This window comes from Streptomyces sp. NPDC111516, assembly GCF_055635345.1.
Genome location: NZ_JBVKBV010000024.1, coordinates 87,720 through 103,896 on the forward strand (window position 1 = coordinate 87,720; position 16,177 = coordinate 103,896).

15 protein-coding genes are annotated in these 16,177 nt (G+C 69.5%); 10 read left to right on the forward strand and 5 right to left on the reverse strand.

Translation table 11 applies throughout. From position 1 onward, the window contains the following. The first annotated feature begins 373 nt into the window (after positions 1–373). Both ACZ7L9_RS31640 and ACZ7L9_RS31645 read left to right on the forward strand, forming a co-directional pair. Entirely contained in the window at positions 374–520 is a 147-nt protein-coding gene (locus tag ACZ7L9_RS31640; RefSeq protein ID WP_471420604.1) for a hypothetical protein, read from the forward strand. 238 nt (positions 521–758) lie between these two features. Then, positions 759–1,586 (forward strand): M23 family metallopeptidase, encoded by an 828-nt coding sequence (locus tag ACZ7L9_RS31645; protein ID WP_471420606.1) that lies wholly within the window; start codon positions 759–761, stop codon positions 1,584–1,586. A gap of 96 nt (positions 1,587–1,682) precedes the next feature. Here ACZ7L9_RS31645 and ACZ7L9_RS31650 read toward each other — a convergent pair whose 3' ends face one another. Both ACZ7L9_RS31650 and ACZ7L9_RS31655 read right to left on the reverse strand, forming a co-directional pair. After that, the gene (locus ACZ7L9_RS31650) at positions 1,683–2,186 is read right to left on the reverse strand and encodes a hypothetical protein (RefSeq protein WP_471420608.1); all 504 of its coding nucleotides are present in this window, start codon (positions 2,184–2,186) and stop codon (positions 1,683–1,685) included. A gap of 249 nt (positions 2,187–2,435) precedes the next feature. Continuing rightward, entirely contained in the window at positions 2,436–2,810 is a 375-nt protein-coding gene (locus ACZ7L9_RS31655; protein ID WP_471420610.1) for a hypothetical protein, read from the reverse strand. A gap of 291 nt (positions 2,811–3,101) precedes the next feature. Here ACZ7L9_RS31655 and ACZ7L9_RS31660 point away from each other — a divergent pair, with 291 nt between their 5' ends. From ACZ7L9_RS31660 to ACZ7L9_RS31685, 6 genes are all read left to right on the forward strand, one after another. Then, positions 3,102–4,010, forward strand: coding sequence for a TIGR03619 family F420-dependent LLM class oxidoreductase (locus tag ACZ7L9_RS31660; RefSeq protein ID WP_471420658.1), 909 nt, complete (start codon positions 3,102–3,104; stop codon positions 4,008–4,010). Positions 4,011–4,020: 10 nt separating this feature from the next. After that, positions 4,021–4,818 (forward strand): SDR family NAD(P)-dependent oxidoreductase, encoded by a 798-nt coding sequence (locus ACZ7L9_RS31665; protein ID WP_471420612.1) that lies wholly within the window; start codon positions 4,021–4,023, stop codon positions 4,816–4,818. 117 nt (positions 4,819–4,935) lie between these two features. Beyond that, the gene (locus ACZ7L9_RS31670; RefSeq protein ID WP_471420613.1) at positions 4,936–6,057 is read left to right on the forward strand and encodes an LLM class flavin-dependent oxidoreductase; all 1,122 of its coding nucleotides are present in this window, start codon (positions 4,936–4,938) and stop codon (positions 6,055–6,057) included. A gap of 245 nt (positions 6,058–6,302) precedes the next feature. Continuing rightward, positions 6,303–8,042: an N-acyl-D-amino-acid deacylase family protein gene (locus ACZ7L9_RS31675; protein ID WP_471420616.1), complete on the forward strand. Its 1,740-nt coding sequence runs from the start codon at positions 6,303–6,305 to the stop codon at positions 8,040–8,042. After that, the gene (locus ACZ7L9_RS31680; protein WP_471420618.1) at positions 8,039–9,499 is read left to right on the forward strand and encodes an aldehyde dehydrogenase family protein; all 1,461 of its coding nucleotides are present in this window, start codon (positions 8,039–8,041) and stop codon (positions 9,497–9,499) included. Before ACZ7L9_RS31675 ends, ACZ7L9_RS31680 begins: the two co-directional genes overlap by 4 nt. Positions 9,500–9,758: 259 nt before the next feature. Beyond that, the gene (locus ACZ7L9_RS31685) at positions 9,759–11,324 is read left to right on the forward strand and encodes an APC family permease (RefSeq protein WP_471420620.1); all 1,566 of its coding nucleotides are present in this window, start codon (positions 9,759–9,761) and stop codon (positions 11,322–11,324) included. A gap of 100 nt (positions 11,325–11,424) precedes the next feature. Here the strand turns inward: ACZ7L9_RS31685 and ACZ7L9_RS31690 are convergent, their stop codons facing one another. From ACZ7L9_RS31690 to ACZ7L9_RS31700, 3 genes are all read right to left on the reverse strand, one after another. Then, positions 11,425–12,084 (reverse strand): endonuclease, encoded by a 660-nt coding sequence (locus ACZ7L9_RS31690; RefSeq protein WP_471420621.1) that lies wholly within the window; start codon positions 12,082–12,084, stop codon positions 11,425–11,427. After that, positions 12,081–12,731: a DNA polymerase ligase N-terminal domain-containing protein gene (locus tag ACZ7L9_RS31695; protein WP_471420623.1), complete on the reverse strand. Its 651-nt coding sequence runs from the start codon at positions 12,729–12,731 to the stop codon at positions 12,081–12,083. Before ACZ7L9_RS31695 ends, ACZ7L9_RS31690 begins: the two co-directional genes overlap by 4 nt. A 125-nt stretch (positions 12,732–12,856) precedes the next feature. Beyond that, positions 12,857–13,480 (reverse strand): hypothetical protein, encoded by a 624-nt coding sequence (locus ACZ7L9_RS31700; RefSeq protein ID WP_471420626.1) that lies wholly within the window; start codon positions 13,478–13,480, stop codon positions 12,857–12,859. A gap of 105 nt (positions 13,481–13,585) precedes the next feature. Here ACZ7L9_RS31700 and ACZ7L9_RS31705 point away from each other — a divergent pair, with 105 nt between their 5' ends. Together ACZ7L9_RS31705 and ACZ7L9_RS31710 are read left to right on the forward strand one after the other, a co-directional pair. Beyond that, positions 13,586–14,431 carry an LLM class F420-dependent oxidoreductase gene (locus tag ACZ7L9_RS31705; RefSeq protein WP_471420627.1) on the forward strand — a complete coding sequence of 282 codons (846 nt, stop codon included), beginning with the start codon at positions 13,586–13,588 and terminating at the stop codon, positions 14,429–14,431. A gap of 92 nt (positions 14,432–14,523) precedes the next feature. Next, a complete protein-coding gene (locus tag ACZ7L9_RS31710) occupies positions 14,524–16,008 on the forward strand; it encodes a peptidoglycan D,D-transpeptidase FtsI family protein (protein WP_471420629.1) in 1,485 nt (494 codons plus the stop codon). Positions 16,009–16,177: the final 169 nt, after the last annotated feature.

The following is a 16,177-nucleotide window of genomic DNA, read 5'->3' on the forward strand; positions in this document are numbered from 1 at the left end:
TGGTACCAATGGTGCTGATGGTGCGACCGGTGCGACGGGTCCGACGGGTCCGACGGGTGCGTCCGGTACCAATGGTGCTGATGGTGCGACCGGTGCGACGGGTCCGACGGGTCCGACGGGTGCGTCCGGTACCAATGGTGCTGATGGTGCGACCGGTGCGACGGGTCCGACGGGTCCGACGGGTGCGTCCGGTACCAATGGTGCTGATGGTGCAACCGGTGCGACGGGTCCGACGGGTGCCACCGGCCCGACGGGACCTGTTGGTCCGTCTCAGACCGCCACCAGCGCCGCCACGCTCATCCCCCCCGGCGGCAGCGTCCAGGACATCATTGCCGTGTGCCCGGCCGGGACCGTGCTGACCGGGGGAGGTGCCGTGAACCAGCTGCAGAACAACGAGATCAGCTGGACCGCGAGTTACCCGGACACCCCGACCAACACCTGGCACGTCTCCGCCTACAACAACGGTCTCGCCCCGCAGACCGTCCAGTCGTACGCGGTCTGCATTCCGGCCAGCGCTTAGTGAGGTGACTACTCCGAAGGGGAATTGACGGGAGCCTGCTCAGGGTTCAGGACAGTTCCCGTGGGCTGCCGCAGCAGATGAAGGTCTTCTGCTGCGGCAGCTTCATGTCGTTTCCGCCGAGCTCCACAGGTCTTACGGGGCAGTCGAACTTCCGGCACGCTTGGGTCCGTTCAACCCGGAAGGCTTCCCCCCCGTACCTCGGTACTCCACTCGGAATCGACTCGGAGGATGACCGCGCATGCGCTTGCGCTCGATACGTATCGCCCTGCTGGGACTGGTGGCCCTCGTCGCGGGTCTGCTCACCGCGACCCCCGCCGCCGCGGCCCCGAACTTCAAGGCACCGTTCCCCTGCGGCCAGACCTGGACCTACAGCCACCATTCGGCGGAGGTCAGATCGGCCCTCGACTTCGTCCGCACCGACGGCGGCGCCACGGCCGGCACCCCGGTCCTCGCCTCGTCCGGCGGGACCGCCCACCGTTACTCCCAGCCCAGCGGCGCGGGCAACTACATCGCCATCGACCACGGCGGCGGCTGGCAGACGTACTACTTCCACCTCGCCTCGTACTCCGTCGCCGACGGCGCCTCCGTCTCCCAGGGCCAGCAGATCGGCGTCACCGGCTCCACCGGCAACAGCAGCGGCGCCCACATCCACTACGAGCAGCTGTACAACGGCGTGGGCCAGACCATCGCTATCAACGGGCAGTCGCTGGCCCCGTACCCCGGCTCGTACTACAGCAAGTACCTGACCAGCGACAACGGCTGCGGTGGCGGCGGAGGCGGTAAGTACTGGGTCGACACCTTCGCCAACGCCACGGGCTACGCGGCACCCAATACGTCCGACGCCCAGGGCGTGCTGAACGCCGGCACGAACTACGTCTACTGCAAGGTGTGGGGTGCCCAGGTCGGCTCGGGCTCCAGCTACAACCACTGGTGGCTGAAGACGGACCTGGACACGGTGTACGCGGGCAAGAACGGGCGCGGCGCGTACGTCTCGGCGTACTACCTGTCCCGTTGGGGCAATGACGAGGCCCGGGACAACAACGGAACCGTGATCCCGGACTGCTGACCGGCCGACCGGTGCGGGGCGACGTCCGTCCGACTGCCGTCCGCCTGGCGGTGTCAGACGGGCGGACGTCGCGTCACGCCATGTCAGGGCGGGGAGTTACGCCTTGCTGTTGTAGTGCGTGACGTCCCAGTGGCTGCCTTCGTTCGCGTACACGTTTCCGGCCGGGGACTTGTACAGGGCGGCGCCGTCGCTGCGCTTCCCCGCCTTGGCGAACTTGCGCGTGATGTAGGTGTTGACACACGCAACCTTGGTGGAGATGTCCGTCTTGTATCCGTTGCGATGGCTGTACGTACCGGAGGCGTGGCCCACCTCGGTCCCTCCGGTGAGGATCACCTTGCAGCCGCTGGCCTTCTTGAAGGCGATGACACCGGCGACGGACGCCTTGTTGATCCGGGTGAACGACGTGCACGACTTCTTGTTCCAGTCGGAGCAGTTTCCGCTGGACGCCGAGGTCACTCCCGCCTTCTTGAGCACGGCGGCGGCCTCCGCGTGCGTCGCGTACTTCGCCGGTGCGGCGGCCTGCGCGCTACCGGCCGCCAGCAGGACCGAAGCGGCTGCGGTGATCAGCGTGCGGGCGGACAGAAGTCCCATGCGCTTCAAGACGTGCTCCTTCTCTTTGCGTGTACGAGGAACTGCCTGGCCTCGGGCGGCTCAGGCGCGGTGATCCTGCCCAGCAGCCCGCATCCCGCGTGTCCCCCATGGAGTGAAAGTCGGGGCATCGAAGTGGACGTCCGCTTCCGGCGCGCCCGGCGGGGGCGGACGCCGCTGCCGCGTCCCAGCCCTGAGGCGCCGGTCCGGCTCGGGCGGGGAGCCCGCACCCGGCTCCCCCACCGGGTGCGGCCGTGCCCGTCAGAAGACGCAGCGGTGCGGGGATCCGCCTCCGGACAGGTGGTTGTCCCAGACCCAGCCGGCCCCACGGACGTACGACCAGGTGTTGCCGTAGTCGTTGACGACGTAGCAGGACACCCGGATCGTGCTCCCGGCCGCGTACGTCTGCAGCCGGGTGCACTTCTCGTACGGAGCCATGCGCAGCGGCGCCGCGTCGAGTGCGGTGTGCACCGTGCTGTACGGGTTGTCGGCGGCCGTGGGTGCCGCCTGGCTGCATGTGGCGGCGGGCAGTGCGGTTGCCGTGGTCACGGCCGAGGCGTTGATGGTGACCGCCGCGGCGGTCAGTGCCAGGGCCATGGCGGCCCTTTTGTACCGGGCCCGGTTCTGGTCGGACATGTCAGCTGCCTCCTGAGTCGGTTTTCGTGTCGACTGCAACGTGGCAGCATTCGGCGGCGCCGGCGAGGGGCTCCGCTGTCCGGGACGTGTCCGGGACAACGCGGCGAGCGGAGGGGGCGGCCTGGGTTGCCTCCTGCCGCGGTGCACCGGGTCGCCCGCTCCCGCCTCTTGTCTGATGTGGCGTCAGGTACGACGATGGCCCCCGCGCACGTCAAGTGACGATGCGTCAGGTCCAAGCGGGAAGGAGGCCGCTCGGTGCCGATACCGCTCACCGGGCCGCTGCCCTACGGGATGCAGCTCCCGGTCCAGTCGCAGAGCACCATCTATGCCGAGGGGTGGGAGGCCGCGGCCACCCCCGCCGATCTCGCCGAGATCGCCCGCACCGCGGACCGTACCGGCTTCGCCTACCTGGCGAGCTGTGACCACGTCGCGATCCCGCGGCGGCTCGCCGGGGTCATGGGTACCGTCTGGTACGACCCGGTGGCCACTCTCTCCTTTCTCGCCGGGATCACCGGGCGCGTCCTGCTGATGAGCCATGTCGCCGTCGTCGGCCTGCGGCACCCGCTGGCCACCGCCAAGCAGTACGCCACCCTCGACCACCTCTGCGGCGGCCGGCTGATCCTCGGTGTCGGGGCCGGGCACGTACCGGAGGAGTTCCAGGCGCTCGGGGCGGACTTCGACGGGCGGGGCGGGGTACTCGACGAGACCATCGACGCGCTGAAGGCGGCGCTGGGTCCCGAGGAGTACCCCGAGTTCGCGGGGGAACGGTTCTCCTTCGCCGGGCTCGGGCAGCTGCCGCGACCGGCCCAGGAACGGGTGCCTCTCTGGGTGGGCGGCTCCTCGCCCGCCGCCGTGCGCCGGGCCGCGGTGCGGGGCGACGGCTGGCTGCCCCAGGGCGATCCGCGGGAGAAACTGCCCGCGCAGATCGCCCGGCTGAAGGAGCTGCGCGAGGCGGCCGGGATCGAGGACCCGATCGTCATCGGTGCGATCACCGAGCCGCTGTACGTCGGTGAGCCGGAGTGGTCCGTGGGGCGGCGCACTCTCGCCGGAAAGCCGGAGGTCCTTGCCGAGTCGCTGCGTGCGTATGCGGCCATGGGCGTTCACCAGATCCAGGTGCGGTTCCGCAGCCGGAGCCGGAGCGAACTGACCGACCAGATGGCGGCGTTCGCCGCCGAGGTCGCACCCCATCTCGACAGGTAGGAGTCAGGTCATGGGCAAGCTGGACGGGCGCACCGTACTGATCAGCGGTGCGGCGCGCGGGCAGGGCGAGCAGGAGGCACGGCTCTTCGCGGCGGAGGGCGCGCGGGTGGTGATCGCCGATGTGCTCGACGAGCAGGGTGAGGCGCTGGCCAAGGAGTTGAGGGAGGAGCTGGGGGAGGGCGTCGCCCGGTTCGTCCATCTGGACGTGAGCCGGGAGGAGGACTGGCAGGCGGCCGTCGCCGTGGCGAAGGACGCCTTCGGGAGGATCGACGGGCTGGTCAACAACGCCGGGATCCTCCGGTTCAACGAGCTGGTGGCCACGCCGCTGGAGGAGTTCCAGCAGGTGGTGCAGGTCAATCAGGTGGGCGCGTTCCTCGGGATCAAGAACGTCGCGCCCGAGATCGAGGCCGCGGGCGGCGGGACCATCGTCAACACGGCCTCGTACACGGGGCTCACGGGCATGGCGTTCGTGGGCGCGTACGCCGCCACCAAGCACGCGGTGCTCGGGCTGACCAAGGTGGCGGCGGTGGAGCTGGCGGCAAAGAAGATACGGGTCAACGCGCTGTGCCCCGGGGCCGTGGACACCGCGATGACCAACCCGGCGGCGCTGGACCCGACCGCGGACCCGGAGGAGTCCGGGGCGGCGGTGACCGAGCTGTACCGGAAGCTCGTACCGCTGGGGCGGATCGGGCGGCCGGAGGAGGTGGCGGCGCTGGCGCTCTTCCTGACCTCGGACGACTCCTCGTACATCACCGGTCAGCCGTTCGTCATCGACGGGGGCTGGCTGGCGGGCGTCAGCCTGTTCTGAGGGAAGCCCCGGGGTCTGACGGTGCGTCAGGTATTGACGGGTGCGGGTGCCGGTGGAACAGTCGGACGCATCATGAACTGACGGTGCGTCAGAAACGATTGAGGACGGTGAACCCCCTTGGAATTCGGACTCTTTGTACAGGGGTACGTGCCCGCCGCGCGGGCCAGGAACGACCCCGGGGCAGAGCACAAGGCGCTGATCGAGGAGACCGAGTACGTCATCCAGGCGGACAAGTCCGGCTTCAAGTACGCCTGGGCCTCCGAGCATCACTTCCTGGAGGAGTACTCGCACCTCTCGGCCAACGATGTGTACCTGGGCTACCTCGCGCATGCGACCGATCGCATCCACCTCGGATCCGGGATCTTCAACCCGCTCGCCCCCGTCAACCACCCGGTGAAGGTGGCCGAGAAGGTCGCCATGCTCGACCACCTCTCCGAGGGCCGCTTCGAATTCGGCTCCGGGCGCGGGGCCGGCAGCCACGAGATCCTGGGCTTCATGCCGGGCATCACCGACATGAACCACACCAAGGAACTCTGGGAAGAGACCATCGCCGAGTTCCCCAAGATGTGGCTCCAGGACGAGTACGTCGGCTTCCAGGGCAAGCACTGGTCGCTGCCACCGCGCAAGATCCTGCCCAAGCCGTACGGGAAGTCGCACCCGGCGATGTGGTACGCGGCCGGCTCGCCGTCCTCGTACGCGATGGCGGGGAAGAAGGGGCTCGGCGTGCTGGGTTTCAGCGTGCAGAAGGTCTCCGACATGGAGTGGGTCGTCGAGTCCTACAAGACCGCGGTCAAGGAGGCCGAACCCGTCGGGGACTTCGTCAACGACAACGTCATGGTCACCTCCACGGCCATCTGCGCCGAGACACACGCGAAGGCCGTCGAGATCGCGGTGGGCGGCGGGCTGAACTACCTGCAGTCGCTGCTTTTCCGCTACCACGACACGTTCCCCCGGCCCGAGGGCATACCGGAGTGGCCCGAGCTGCTGCCGGAGTACTCCGAAGAGATCATCGAGCTCCTGATCGCCGAGGAGCTGATGATCTGCGGCGATCCTGACGAGGTGCTGCGGCAGTGCAAGCGGTGGGAGCAGGCGGGGGCGGATCAGCTGAGCTTCGGCCTGCCGGTCGGGATGAGCCGTGAGGACACGCTGAACTCGATCAGGCTGATCGGGGAGCACGTGATTCCGGAGATCGATACGGATCCGGTGCATCGGACCTCGCGGTTCCGGGGCACGGCGTAGGGGAGTTTCGGGGGTGCTGCCCCCGGACCTCCGCTCCTCAAACGCCGGAGGGGCTTGATTTTGCCCGGTCGGGCCGGGGTTTCAGCCTCGCCGGCGTTTGAGGCGCGGGGGTCCGTGGCGGCGCCCCGTCCCGCCACAGCCCCCGACCAGCGGCGTCTTCCCGGACCGCCGCTCCGTGAGGCCGGGGTGCGCGCCGCGGCCGTGCGCACCCCGGCCGCACATACACCACAGAAGGGATCCCCGTCATGCTCGACCACCTCATCCGCGGAGCGACCGTCGTGGACGGCACCGGCGGACCCTCGTACCCCGCCGACGTCGGCATCCGCGACGGCCGCATCGCCGTCATCGCCGAACCGGGCACGCTCACCGAGGAGGCCGTCACCACCGAGGACGCCGGCGGACTCGTCCTCGCCCCCGGCTTCGTCGACCCGCACACCCACTACGACGCCCAGCTCTTCTGGGACCCGTACGCCACTCCGTCCATGAACCACGGCGTCACCACCGTCGCCGGGGGCAACTGCGGATTCACCCTTGCCCCGCTCCACCCGGAACGCCCCGAGGACGCCGACTACACCCGCCGCATGATGGCACGGGTCGAGGGCATGGCCCTCAAGGCCCTGGAGGAGGGCGTCGACTGGACCTGGTCCAGTTTCCGCGAATACCTCGATGCCCTCGAAGGACGGATCGCCGTCAACGCCGGGTTCATGGTCGGCCACTGCGCCCTGCGCAGACACGTGATGGGCGCCGACGCGATCGGCGGACAGCCCACCCCCGGGCAGATGGCCGCCATGCTGGCGCTCTTCCACGACGCCATGGACGCCGGGGCCTGGGGCCTTTCCACCACCCAGTCCGCCACCCACTCCGACGGGGACGGACAGCCGGTCGCCTCCCGGCACGCGCTGCCGGAGGAGCTCCTCGCCCTCTCCCGCGCCGTCGGCGAACACGAGGGCACCCAGCTCGAAGCGATCGTCGCGGGCTGCCTCGACCAGTTCTCCGACGAGGAGATCGAACTCCTCGTCGACATGACCGCCACCGCCGGACGCCCGCTGAACTGGAACGTCCTCACCATCGACGCAGCCGTCCCCGAGCGCGTACCCCGCCAGCTCGTCCCCAGCGAACGCGCCCGGCGGGCCGGCGGCCGGATCGTCGCCCTCACCATGCCGATCCTCACGCCCATGAACATGTCGCTCGGCACCTTCTGCGCCCTCAACCTCATCCCCGGCTGGGGCGACATCCTCGCCCTCCCCGTCCCCGAACGCATCGAAAGGCTCCGCGACGCCGCCACCCGCGCCGAGATGCTGCGCCGCGCCGACAGCAAGGAGGCCGGCGTCTTCCGCAGGCTCGCCGACTTCGGCCGGTACGTCATCGGGGACACGTACAGCGCGGCCAACGAGGGGCTGAGCGGACGCGTCGTCCGCGACATCGCCGCCGAACGCGGCCAGGACGCCTTCCACTGCCTCGTCGAGATCTGCGCCGCCGACGACCTGCGTACGGTGCTGTGGCCCATGCCCACCGACAACGACCCCGACTCCTGGGCGCTGCGACGGCAGACCTGGGAGCACGAGGACGTCATGCTCGGCGGCTCCGACGCGGGCGCGCACCTGGACCGGATGTGCGGCGCCCCGTACACCACCCGCTTCCTCGGCGACTGCCTGCGCCGACGCAAGCTCCTTCCCCTCGAACAGGCCGTCAAGATGCTCACCGACGACCCGGCCCGCCTCTTCGGACTCCGCGACCGCGGCAGGATCGAGGAGGGCTTCCACGCCGACCTCGTCCTCTTCGACCCCGAACGCATCGATGCCGGGCCCGCCACCCTCGTACACGATCTGCCCGGCGACAGCCCCCGCCTCGACTCCAAGGCCATCGGCATCGTGTCGGTCCGCGTCAACGGCGTGGAGACCCTGCGCGACGAAAAGGTCACCGGCGCGGTCCCCGGTACGGTGCTCCGCTCGGGCCGCGACACCCGGACGGTGAGCACCCTGTGACCACACCCCAGCGCCTTTTCATCGGCGGCGAGTGGACCGAACCGGACCGCGGCCATTACGAGGTGATCAACCCGGCCACCGAGGGCGTCGTCGGTCTCGCCCCCGAGGCGAGCCGCGAGCAGGTGTACGCGGCGGCATCCGCGGCCCGCGAGGCGTTCGCCACCTGGTCCCGCACCCGCCCCGAGGAGCGGGCCGCGATCCTCGACCGGGCCGCCGACCTGATGCAGCGCGACCTCACCGGCAACGCCGCGCTCGCCCAGGCGGAGAGCGGCGCCACCACGGCAACGGCCAGAGGCATGCAGGTCGCCGTCGGCGCCGCCCGATTCCGGCGGTACGCGAGGGGCGCCCTGGAGCCGGTCGAGGAAGCCGTCGCACCGCAGATCAACGAGGCCGGTCCGATGGGCCGGGCCGGGGTCTTCGGGGCGCTGGCCGTACGCCAGCCGGTCGGCGTCGTCACCTGCATCACCTCGTACAACAACCCCTGGGCCAACCCGGCCGGCAAGATCGCCCCCGCACTCGCCATGGGCAACACGGTCGTCGTGAAACCCGCACCGCAGGACCCGCTCTCCGTCTACCGGATGGCCGAGGCGCTCGAAGAGGCGGGTGTCCCGGCGGGCGTCGTCAACGTCGTCACCGGATCGGGCCCGGACGCGGGGGAGGCGGCCGTCGACTCACCGGACGTCGACATGGTCAGTTTCACCGGCTCCACCGCCGTCGGGCAGCGCATCGCCGAGGTGTGCGGGCGCTCCATGAAGCGGCAGCTGATGGAGCTGGGCGGGAAGGGCGCCGCCGTCGTCCTCGACGACGCGGACCTCGACTCCGCGGCGGCGGGCATCGGCACCACGTTCTCCTTCTACAGCGGCCAGATCTGTACGGCCCCGACCCGCGTCCTCGTCCAGCGCGCGGTCCACGACGCCCTGATCGAGCGGCTCACCGCGTACGCGGGCCATCTGCCGGTGGGCGATCCGACGGTCAGGGGCACGGTCGTCGGGCCGGTCATCTCCGCCGCCCACCGCGACCGCGTCGAGTCGTACATCGAGCTGGGGCGGAAGGAGGGGGCCAGGATCGTCACGGGCGGCGAACGCCCGGCCGGACCCGACCGGGGCTTCTACGTCGCGCCCACCCTCCTCGCCGACTGCACCAACGACATGCGCGTCGTCCGCGAGGAGATCTTCGGCCCGGTCGTCGTGGTCGTCCCCTTCGACGACGAGGAGGAGGGCATCGCACTCGCCAACGACAGCGACTACGGGCTGATCGACTACGTCTGGTCCTCGGACGTGGCACGCGCCTTCCGGGTGGCCCGGCGGCTGCGCGCCGGCGGCGTCGGCTTGAACACCATCGGGCGGAACATGGAGGCCCCGTTCGGCGGGTTCAAGAAGAGCGGTGTCGGGCGCGATGTCGGCTCGTACGCCCTGCACGCGTACAGCGAACTCCAGGCGATCGTCTGGCCGGGCTGAACCGGTGAGCGGTGTAGGCGCCTTCGTGGGTGTCCGCTGAGCGGACACCCACGGGAAAATTTTGAATCACCACAAATCGGACGGTGCTGCGATTCTCGTACGGTGCTGCGACCAGGCATTAACCTCTCATTGGGAGGCCGTTGTTGCTGATTGCCTTCAATTGGCTCCCAGTTATCCACTCTGACGCCTGAAATTCAAGGGCGAGATGGCGGAGTCTCATCCTCCGGATGTGGAAATCGCAGCGCATAACGTCCTTTCCATGACACAGCTGGACGCTCGGCCGCAGGCCGGAGAGACGGTACGGGTCGATGCCCCGCCCGACGGCCAAGTACGCGGCAAGGGTCTAGGCGGTAACTCCGTCGGCCTGATGGGCAGCGCCGTCATCGGCATCTCCACCGTCGCCCCCGTCTACTGCCTCACCTCCACGCTCGGCTCCACGGCGGGAGAGGTCGGCGTGCAGATGCCCGCCGTCTTCCTGGCCGGCTTCCTGCCGATGCTGCTCGTCGCCTTCGCGTACCGCGAGCTCAACAAGGCCATGCCGGACTGCGGCACCTCCTTCACCTGGACGGTGAAGGCCTTCGGCCCGCGCGTCGGGTGGATGTGCGGCTGGGGCCTGGTCATCGCGACGATCATCGTCCTGTCGAACCTGGCGGGCGTCGCCACCTCGTACTTCTGGCTCCTCGCCGGCGAGATCACGGGCAGCGGTTCGATCGCCGCGCTGGACGACAACAAGGCCGTCCACATCCTCACCTGCCTGACGCTGATCGCGATCGCCACGGCGATCAGCTACCGGGGCATGACGGCCACCAAGGGGATCCAGTACGCCCTGGTGGGCCTTCAACTCGTCGTCCTCGCGCTGTTCGTGGCCATGGCCCTGCAGAAGGCGCACAGTGGAGAGTTCGCCTCGTCGCTGCACTTCTCCTGGTCCTGGCTGAACCCGTTCGCGGTGCAGTCGTTCGCGACGTTCACGGCGGGCCTCTCGCTGTCGATCTTCATGTTCTGGGGCTGGGACACCTGTCTGACCGCCAACGAGGAGACCATCGGCAGCGAGAAGACGCCCGGGCGCGCCGCTCTCATCGCGATGGTCGTGCTCGTCGGCTCCTACCTGGCGACCGGTGTCGCCGCCCAGATGGCGGTCGGGTCCGGCAGCTCCGGTCTCGGCCTCGCCAACCCGGACACCTCCGACAACGTCTTCGCCGCACTCGCCGGCCCGGTCATGGGCCCCGGCCTCGGTGTCCTGCTCTTCATCGCCGTGCTCGCCTCCGCCGCCGCGAGCCTGCAGACCACCTTCATCCCGGTGGCCCGCACGGTCCTGGCGATGTCCACGTACGAGGCCCTGCCCGCCTCGTACGCCCGCGTCCACCCGAGGTTCCGGACCCCGGGGAAGGCCACGGTCACGGCGGGCGTGGCGACCGGTGTCTTCTACACCGTCATGACCCTGGTCAGCGAACACGTCCTGGTCGACACGATCTACGCGCTCGGCCTCATGATCTGCTTCTACTACGCGCTGACGGCCTTCGCCTGCGCCTGGTACTTCCGCGCCGACCTGACGCGCTCCGCCCGCGACCTGGTCTTCAAGGGCCTCTTCCCGGTCCTCGGCGGCATCCTGCTCACCGCGGTCTTCGGCAAGACCCTCTACGACATGTGGAACCCCGCGTACGGCTCCGGTTCGTCGGTCTTCGGGGTCGGCTCGGTTTTCGTGATCGGTGTCGGTCTGCTGCTGCTCGGCGTGGTGCTGATGGTCGCGATGCAGCGCAGGAGCCCTTCGTTCTTCCGCGGTGAAGTGCTGACGAAGGAGACTCCGGCGCTGGTCGTCGAGGACTGATATCAGCGCCGCGCGGCCCGGGACGCGTACGCCGCCCGTGAGGGCGACCAGGGTGCGGCCGGGGGCAGGCCCCACCGGGCCACCGGGGCGTCCTCAGGCCTCAGGCGTACGTTGCGACGTCGTCCACGACGTGCTTGTCCAGCGCGGCGCGCACCAGAGCCGCCGCGAGCTCGGCGGTCCCCCGGTCGTGAGCCTGCCCGGCCTGTTCCGCCAGCCGTACGAGATTCGCCGGCGAGGCGGGCAGTCCCAGTTTCTCGGCGCCCTGGAGCGCCTTCCCGTCCAGGAACGGTGCCGCCTCCGGCCACACGGCCTGCACCTCGCGCACGAAGATGTCCGCACCGGCCGGGCCCATGCCCGGGGTCCTGCGCAGCCCGGACCGCAGGATGTCCAGGTCGCCGTCGGCCTCCTTGCGCAGCCGCCGCAGATCGCCCCCGTACTCGACGAGCAGCAGCTCCGCCCCGTCACCGAGCTGGGTGGCGGTCCGTTCGTCGTAGCGCCGGTATCCGCCCTCGCCCAGGGCGTCGACGCGCTCCTGCCAGGTCGCTCCGATCATCCTGTCAGGGGACCGCAGGCCGTGGGCGAAGAGCGCGCGGGCCGCCGCCACCGCCACGGACGCCCGGATGCGGGCACTCAACAGATCGCTGAGAACGAGGAGTTGGTACAGGGGCTGCGGTGTGTTCCGCAGCCGGATGCCGGCCTCGGCGGCATAGGTGGTGCCGTAGCGGTCGAGGAGCACCTCAACGGTCCTGCGCGCGGTCACGGGGCCCCGCCCCCTTCCTCGGCGGCGACCTGCTGCAGCGTGCGCCCCGTACGGGCGGAGCGTGCGCGGTACGGGTCGGGCGTGTCCGGCCCGTCATGGGTGGCTTGTCCGTCCTTCGCCTTGATCAGCAGCCACACCTCCTCGCCGGGGGCGTCGTTCCCGGTGCCGCCCTTGAAACGGGTGAGGGCGAACTCGCCGTGCAGCTTGGTGCCGTCGAGCCAGAAGGTGGCGTGCCCGTCCTGGAGGGACTGCTCGAACGACACCGGTGCGCCATAGCGGTCGTGGCTGAGCGGCCGGTAGGTGCCCTGGTCCCAGACGATCACCGTGCCGCCGCCGTACTCGCCCTTCGCGATCACTCCCTCGAAGGTGCGGTACTCCAGCGGGTGGTCCTCCGTGGGGACGGCCAGCCGCCTCTCGCGCGGGTTCTCGGACGGGCCGCGCGGCACCGCCCAGGACTTCAGTACGCCGCCCACCTCCAGCCGGAAGTCGAAGTGCATGCGCCGGGCCTGGTGGATCTGGACGACGAAACAGGGTGCCGGATCCGTCCGCCCGTCGTCACCCTCGCCGCGCGGCTCCGCGGTCGCGTCGAAGTGCCGTTTGCCGCGGTAGTCCCGGAGCCGGTCGTCGTTCTCGCCGGTCACATCCATCGGGATACCTCCTCCGGCAGTCCCGCCGGGTGCCCCCCTTCCGATGTCCCCCTTCCACTGTGACGCTCCCGGGCCTGAAGTGCACAGGGACGCCGGCACCGACGCGGCGCGGCGGCGCGTCGTGGTCAGGAGAACCGCGGTCCGGCGTCGGTGACCCTTGCCGCTTCGACCAGGCCGGGCTTGCCCTTGTCCACGGTCTGGCAGGTGTACTTGGTTTTCACGTCCATCGGCACCAGCACGGCCTTGGGGATGTTGTTGCAGCGCACAAGCTCGGGGTCATAGTTGCCGTAGAGCAGGCGGGCGGCGCCGTCTCGGGTGAGGACGCCCTTGCGCGGGACCGCTTGGTATTGCACCACGTTGTCCGACCAGCCGGATTTCTCGCCGATGGTCACATCCCACACCACCTCAAGGCCCTCGTAGGTGATCGTGCAGGTCACCTGCGTACCGGCCTTCGAGGCCACGTCGTTCGGGCACTCGCCGACGGTCTTCCCTTCGGCCTTGGCCATGTCGAGAGTCTTGCGGCGCAGCTCGTACGCCAAATTCTTGCTGAACGGGGCGTCGGCGTCCGGAGACGGTTGCAGCTCCCCCTCCGGCATCGCCGGCGGCTTGGGCACCTTTTGCGGAAGCACGGGAAAGGCCGGCGCCGACTTGGTACCGGCGTCGTCCGAGCCGGACCCTCCGCCCCCGCACCCCGTGACCAACAGGCCCACCGCACCGACCATGACGGCTGTAACGATCTTTATCCGCATGGCCGTCACTCTACTGACCGGGACCCGAACCCCCGCACCCTCGGCTTTGCGCACCGCACGGCATACGTTGGGGCCGTCACCGGACCATGACGGAGGAGTCCTCGTATGCGGATCGCCACCACGATCTTCCTCACCGATGAGACGATCACGCCGCTGCGGCTCGCCCGCGAGCTCGAACAGCGCGGGTTCGCCGGGCTCTATCTGCCCGAGCACACCCACATCCCCGTGAGCAGGGACACGCCCTACCCGGCGGGCGGCGAACTCCCGCCGGAGTACGGCCGCACCCTCGACCCCTTCGTCGCCCTCGCCCAGGCCGCCGCGGTCACCGAGCGCCTCGCCCTCGGCACCGGCATCACACTCATCGCCCAGCACGACCCGATCGACCTGGCGAAGCAGATCGCCACCCTCGACCATCTCTCCGGCGGCCGGTTCACGCTCGGGCTCGGCTTCGGCTGGAACGTCGAGGAAGCCGCGGACCACGGGGTGAACTGGTCGACGCGCCGCGAACTCGGCAGCGACCGCATGGCCCTGATGCGGGCCCTGTGGGCGGATGAACCGACCGCGTACGAGGGCGAGTTCGGCTCGGTCCGCGCCAGCCACGCGTACCCGAAGCCGGTCCAGGAACCCCGCGGCCCGGTGAACGGCCCCCGCACCCTGATCGGCGGGGCGGCGGGCCCGAAGCTGTTCCGGCACATCACGCAGTACGCGGACGGCTGGCTCCCGATCGGCGGCCGAGGCCTTACGGAGTCCGTACCGAAGCTCCGCGAGGTCTGGGAATCGGCCGGCCGCGACCCGAAGCACCTCCAGGTCGTCCCCTACGCGGTGCTCCCGAGCCCGGGGAAGCTGGCGCACTACGCGGATCTGGGCATCGAGGAGGTCGTTCTGCAGCTGCCTCCGGCCGGAGAGGCGGAGGTGCTGCGGGCGCTGGACGCGTATGCGGAGTTCCTGTAACCGCTCGGCGCAACCAATTCACCCTCTTTTCGCATCTTCATCAGTTGATGATCGAAGGAGTCTGCTGAGCGGACCCGGAGGTGGGGAGAGCGATGAACAGACCGCTGCGGCACATAGCCCTGTTCTGCGGGCTGCTGGTGATGGCTCTGCTGCTGCGGGCGAACTGGCTCGGCTACGTCAAGAGCCAGTCGCTGGCCACCGACGAACGCAACACACGGGTGAAGATCGCCCAGTTCGCCATCCCGCGCGGCGACATCATCGTGGGCGGCCAGGCGATCACCGGCTCCAAGGCGGTCGACGGCACGGACTACAAGTACCAGCGGACCTTCAAGAACGGCCCCCTGTACGCCCCGGTCACCGGCTACGCCTCCCAGGCTCAGGGCATGTCGCTCCTGGAGAACACGTACGACAGCATCCTCAGCGGCCAGGACGACCGGTTCGCGTTCCGGCACGCCAAGGACATCCTCACCGGCGAGAAGCGACGCGGCGGCGAGGTGATCACCACGATCAACGCCAAGGCACAGAAGGCCGGGTACAAGGGACTGACCGACCTCGGAGCGCGCGGCGCGGTCGTCGCTCTCGACCCGCGTACGGGAAAGGTCCTGGCCCTGGTCTCCACGCCCTCGTACGATCCGTCGGTCTTCGCCGGGAACTCGTTCAAGGAGGGCGACCGCTTTCAGGCACTCGTCAAGGACAAGAGCAAACCGCTGGCCAACCGTCCGCTGCGCGAGACGTTCCCGCCCGGCTCCACGTTCAAGATCCTGACCGCGGCGGCGGCCCTGGAGAACGGAGTGGTGACCGACGTCGACGCGGCGTCCGACGCAGTCTCCCCGTATCCCCTGCCACTTTCCTCGAACAGGATCAGCAGCGAGGCCGGTGACGCGGTGTGCAGCAAGGCATCCATGAAGACCGCCATGCAGTACTCCTGCAACAACGTCTTCCTCGACGCGGCGTCCAAGGTCGGCGCGGACCGGATGCGCGCGACGGCGGAGAAGTTCGGCTTCAACTCGGACGTCTACTCCGATGAGTTCGGTGACATGCTCGCCACCAAGAGCCTCTACCCGAAGGAACTGGACAAGCCCGGAACCGCACTCACGGGCATGGGTCAGGGCAGCCTCACCAGCACCCCGATGCAGATGGCCATGGTGACCGCCGCGCTCGCCAACGACGGCAAGCTGATGCAGCCGTACATCGTCGAAGAGCTGAAGGGCCCGGACCTGTCGACCCTGGAGAGGCACGAACCGAAGCTCAAGAGCCAGGCCGTGTCCGAGGCGACCGCGAAGAAGGTCCAGGAAATGATGGAGTTCACCGCGAAGGAGGGCAGCGCCCAACGGGCTCTGATCGACGGTGTCACGGTCGGCGGCAAGACCGGCACGGCGCAGCGCGGCGTGAATGTGAAGGACGAGGTGCCGTACGGCTGGTTCGTCTCGTACGGGAAGAAGGCCGACGGACGGTCGGTGGCGGTCGCGGTGTTCATCGACCCGACGGACATGGACATCTCCCGCCAGGACATCTCCGGCGGACGACTCGGCGCTCCGATCGCGAAGAACGTGATGCGGGCCGTGCTGGGGGACTAGCCCGCCCTGCATGCTCCGACGGGGAAACCGTGGTGGACTGCCCCTCGCGTGCGGTGCTGTGGTGGACCGGTTCGCGCCTCCCTGTGCCCGCGAACGGTGCTCCGGGTGGCAGCGGCCGGTCCATGAGAAACCCTGACCCGTCGGCGGGCCGTTGCCCGGCCCGCCGCGA

Excerpts from the sequence above, each read along its gene's own strand:
- ACZ7L9_RS31645 (WP_471420606.1), top strand. The coding sequence starts at position 759 with ATGCGCTTGCGCTCGATACGTATCGCCCTGCTGGGACTGGTGGCCCTC.
- ACZ7L9_RS31655 (WP_471420610.1), bottom strand. The coding sequence starts at position 2,810 with ATGTCCGACCAGAACCGGGCCCGGTACAAAAGGGCCGCCATGGCCCTG.
- ACZ7L9_RS31660 (WP_471420658.1), top strand. The coding sequence starts at position 3,102 with ATGCAGCTCCCGGTCCAGTCGCAGAGCACCATCTATGCCGAGGGGTGG.
- ACZ7L9_RS31665 (WP_471420612.1), top strand. The coding sequence starts at position 4,021 with ATGGGCAAGCTGGACGGGCGCACCGTACTGATCAGCGGTGCGGCGCGC.
- ACZ7L9_RS31675 (WP_471420616.1), top strand. The coding sequence starts at position 6,303 with ATGCTCGACCACCTCATCCGCGGAGCGACCGTCGTGGACGGCACCGGC.
- ACZ7L9_RS31685 (WP_471420620.1), top strand. The coding sequence starts at position 9,759 with ATGACACAGCTGGACGCTCGGCCGCAGGCCGGAGAGACGGTACGGGTC.
- ACZ7L9_RS31695 (WP_471420623.1), bottom strand. The coding sequence starts at position 12,731 with ATGGATGTGACCGGCGAGAACGACGACCGGCTCCGGGACTACCGCGGC.
- ACZ7L9_RS31700 (WP_471420626.1), bottom strand. The coding sequence starts at position 13,480 with ATGCGGATAAAGATCGTTACAGCCGTCATGGTCGGTGCGGTGGGCCTG.
- ACZ7L9_RS31705 (WP_471420627.1), top strand. The coding sequence starts at position 13,586 with ATGCGGATCGCCACCACGATCTTCCTCACCGATGAGACGATCACGCCG.
- ACZ7L9_RS31710 (WP_471420629.1), top strand. The coding sequence starts at position 14,524 with ATGAACAGACCGCTGCGGCACATAGCCCTGTTCTGCGGGCTGCTGGTG.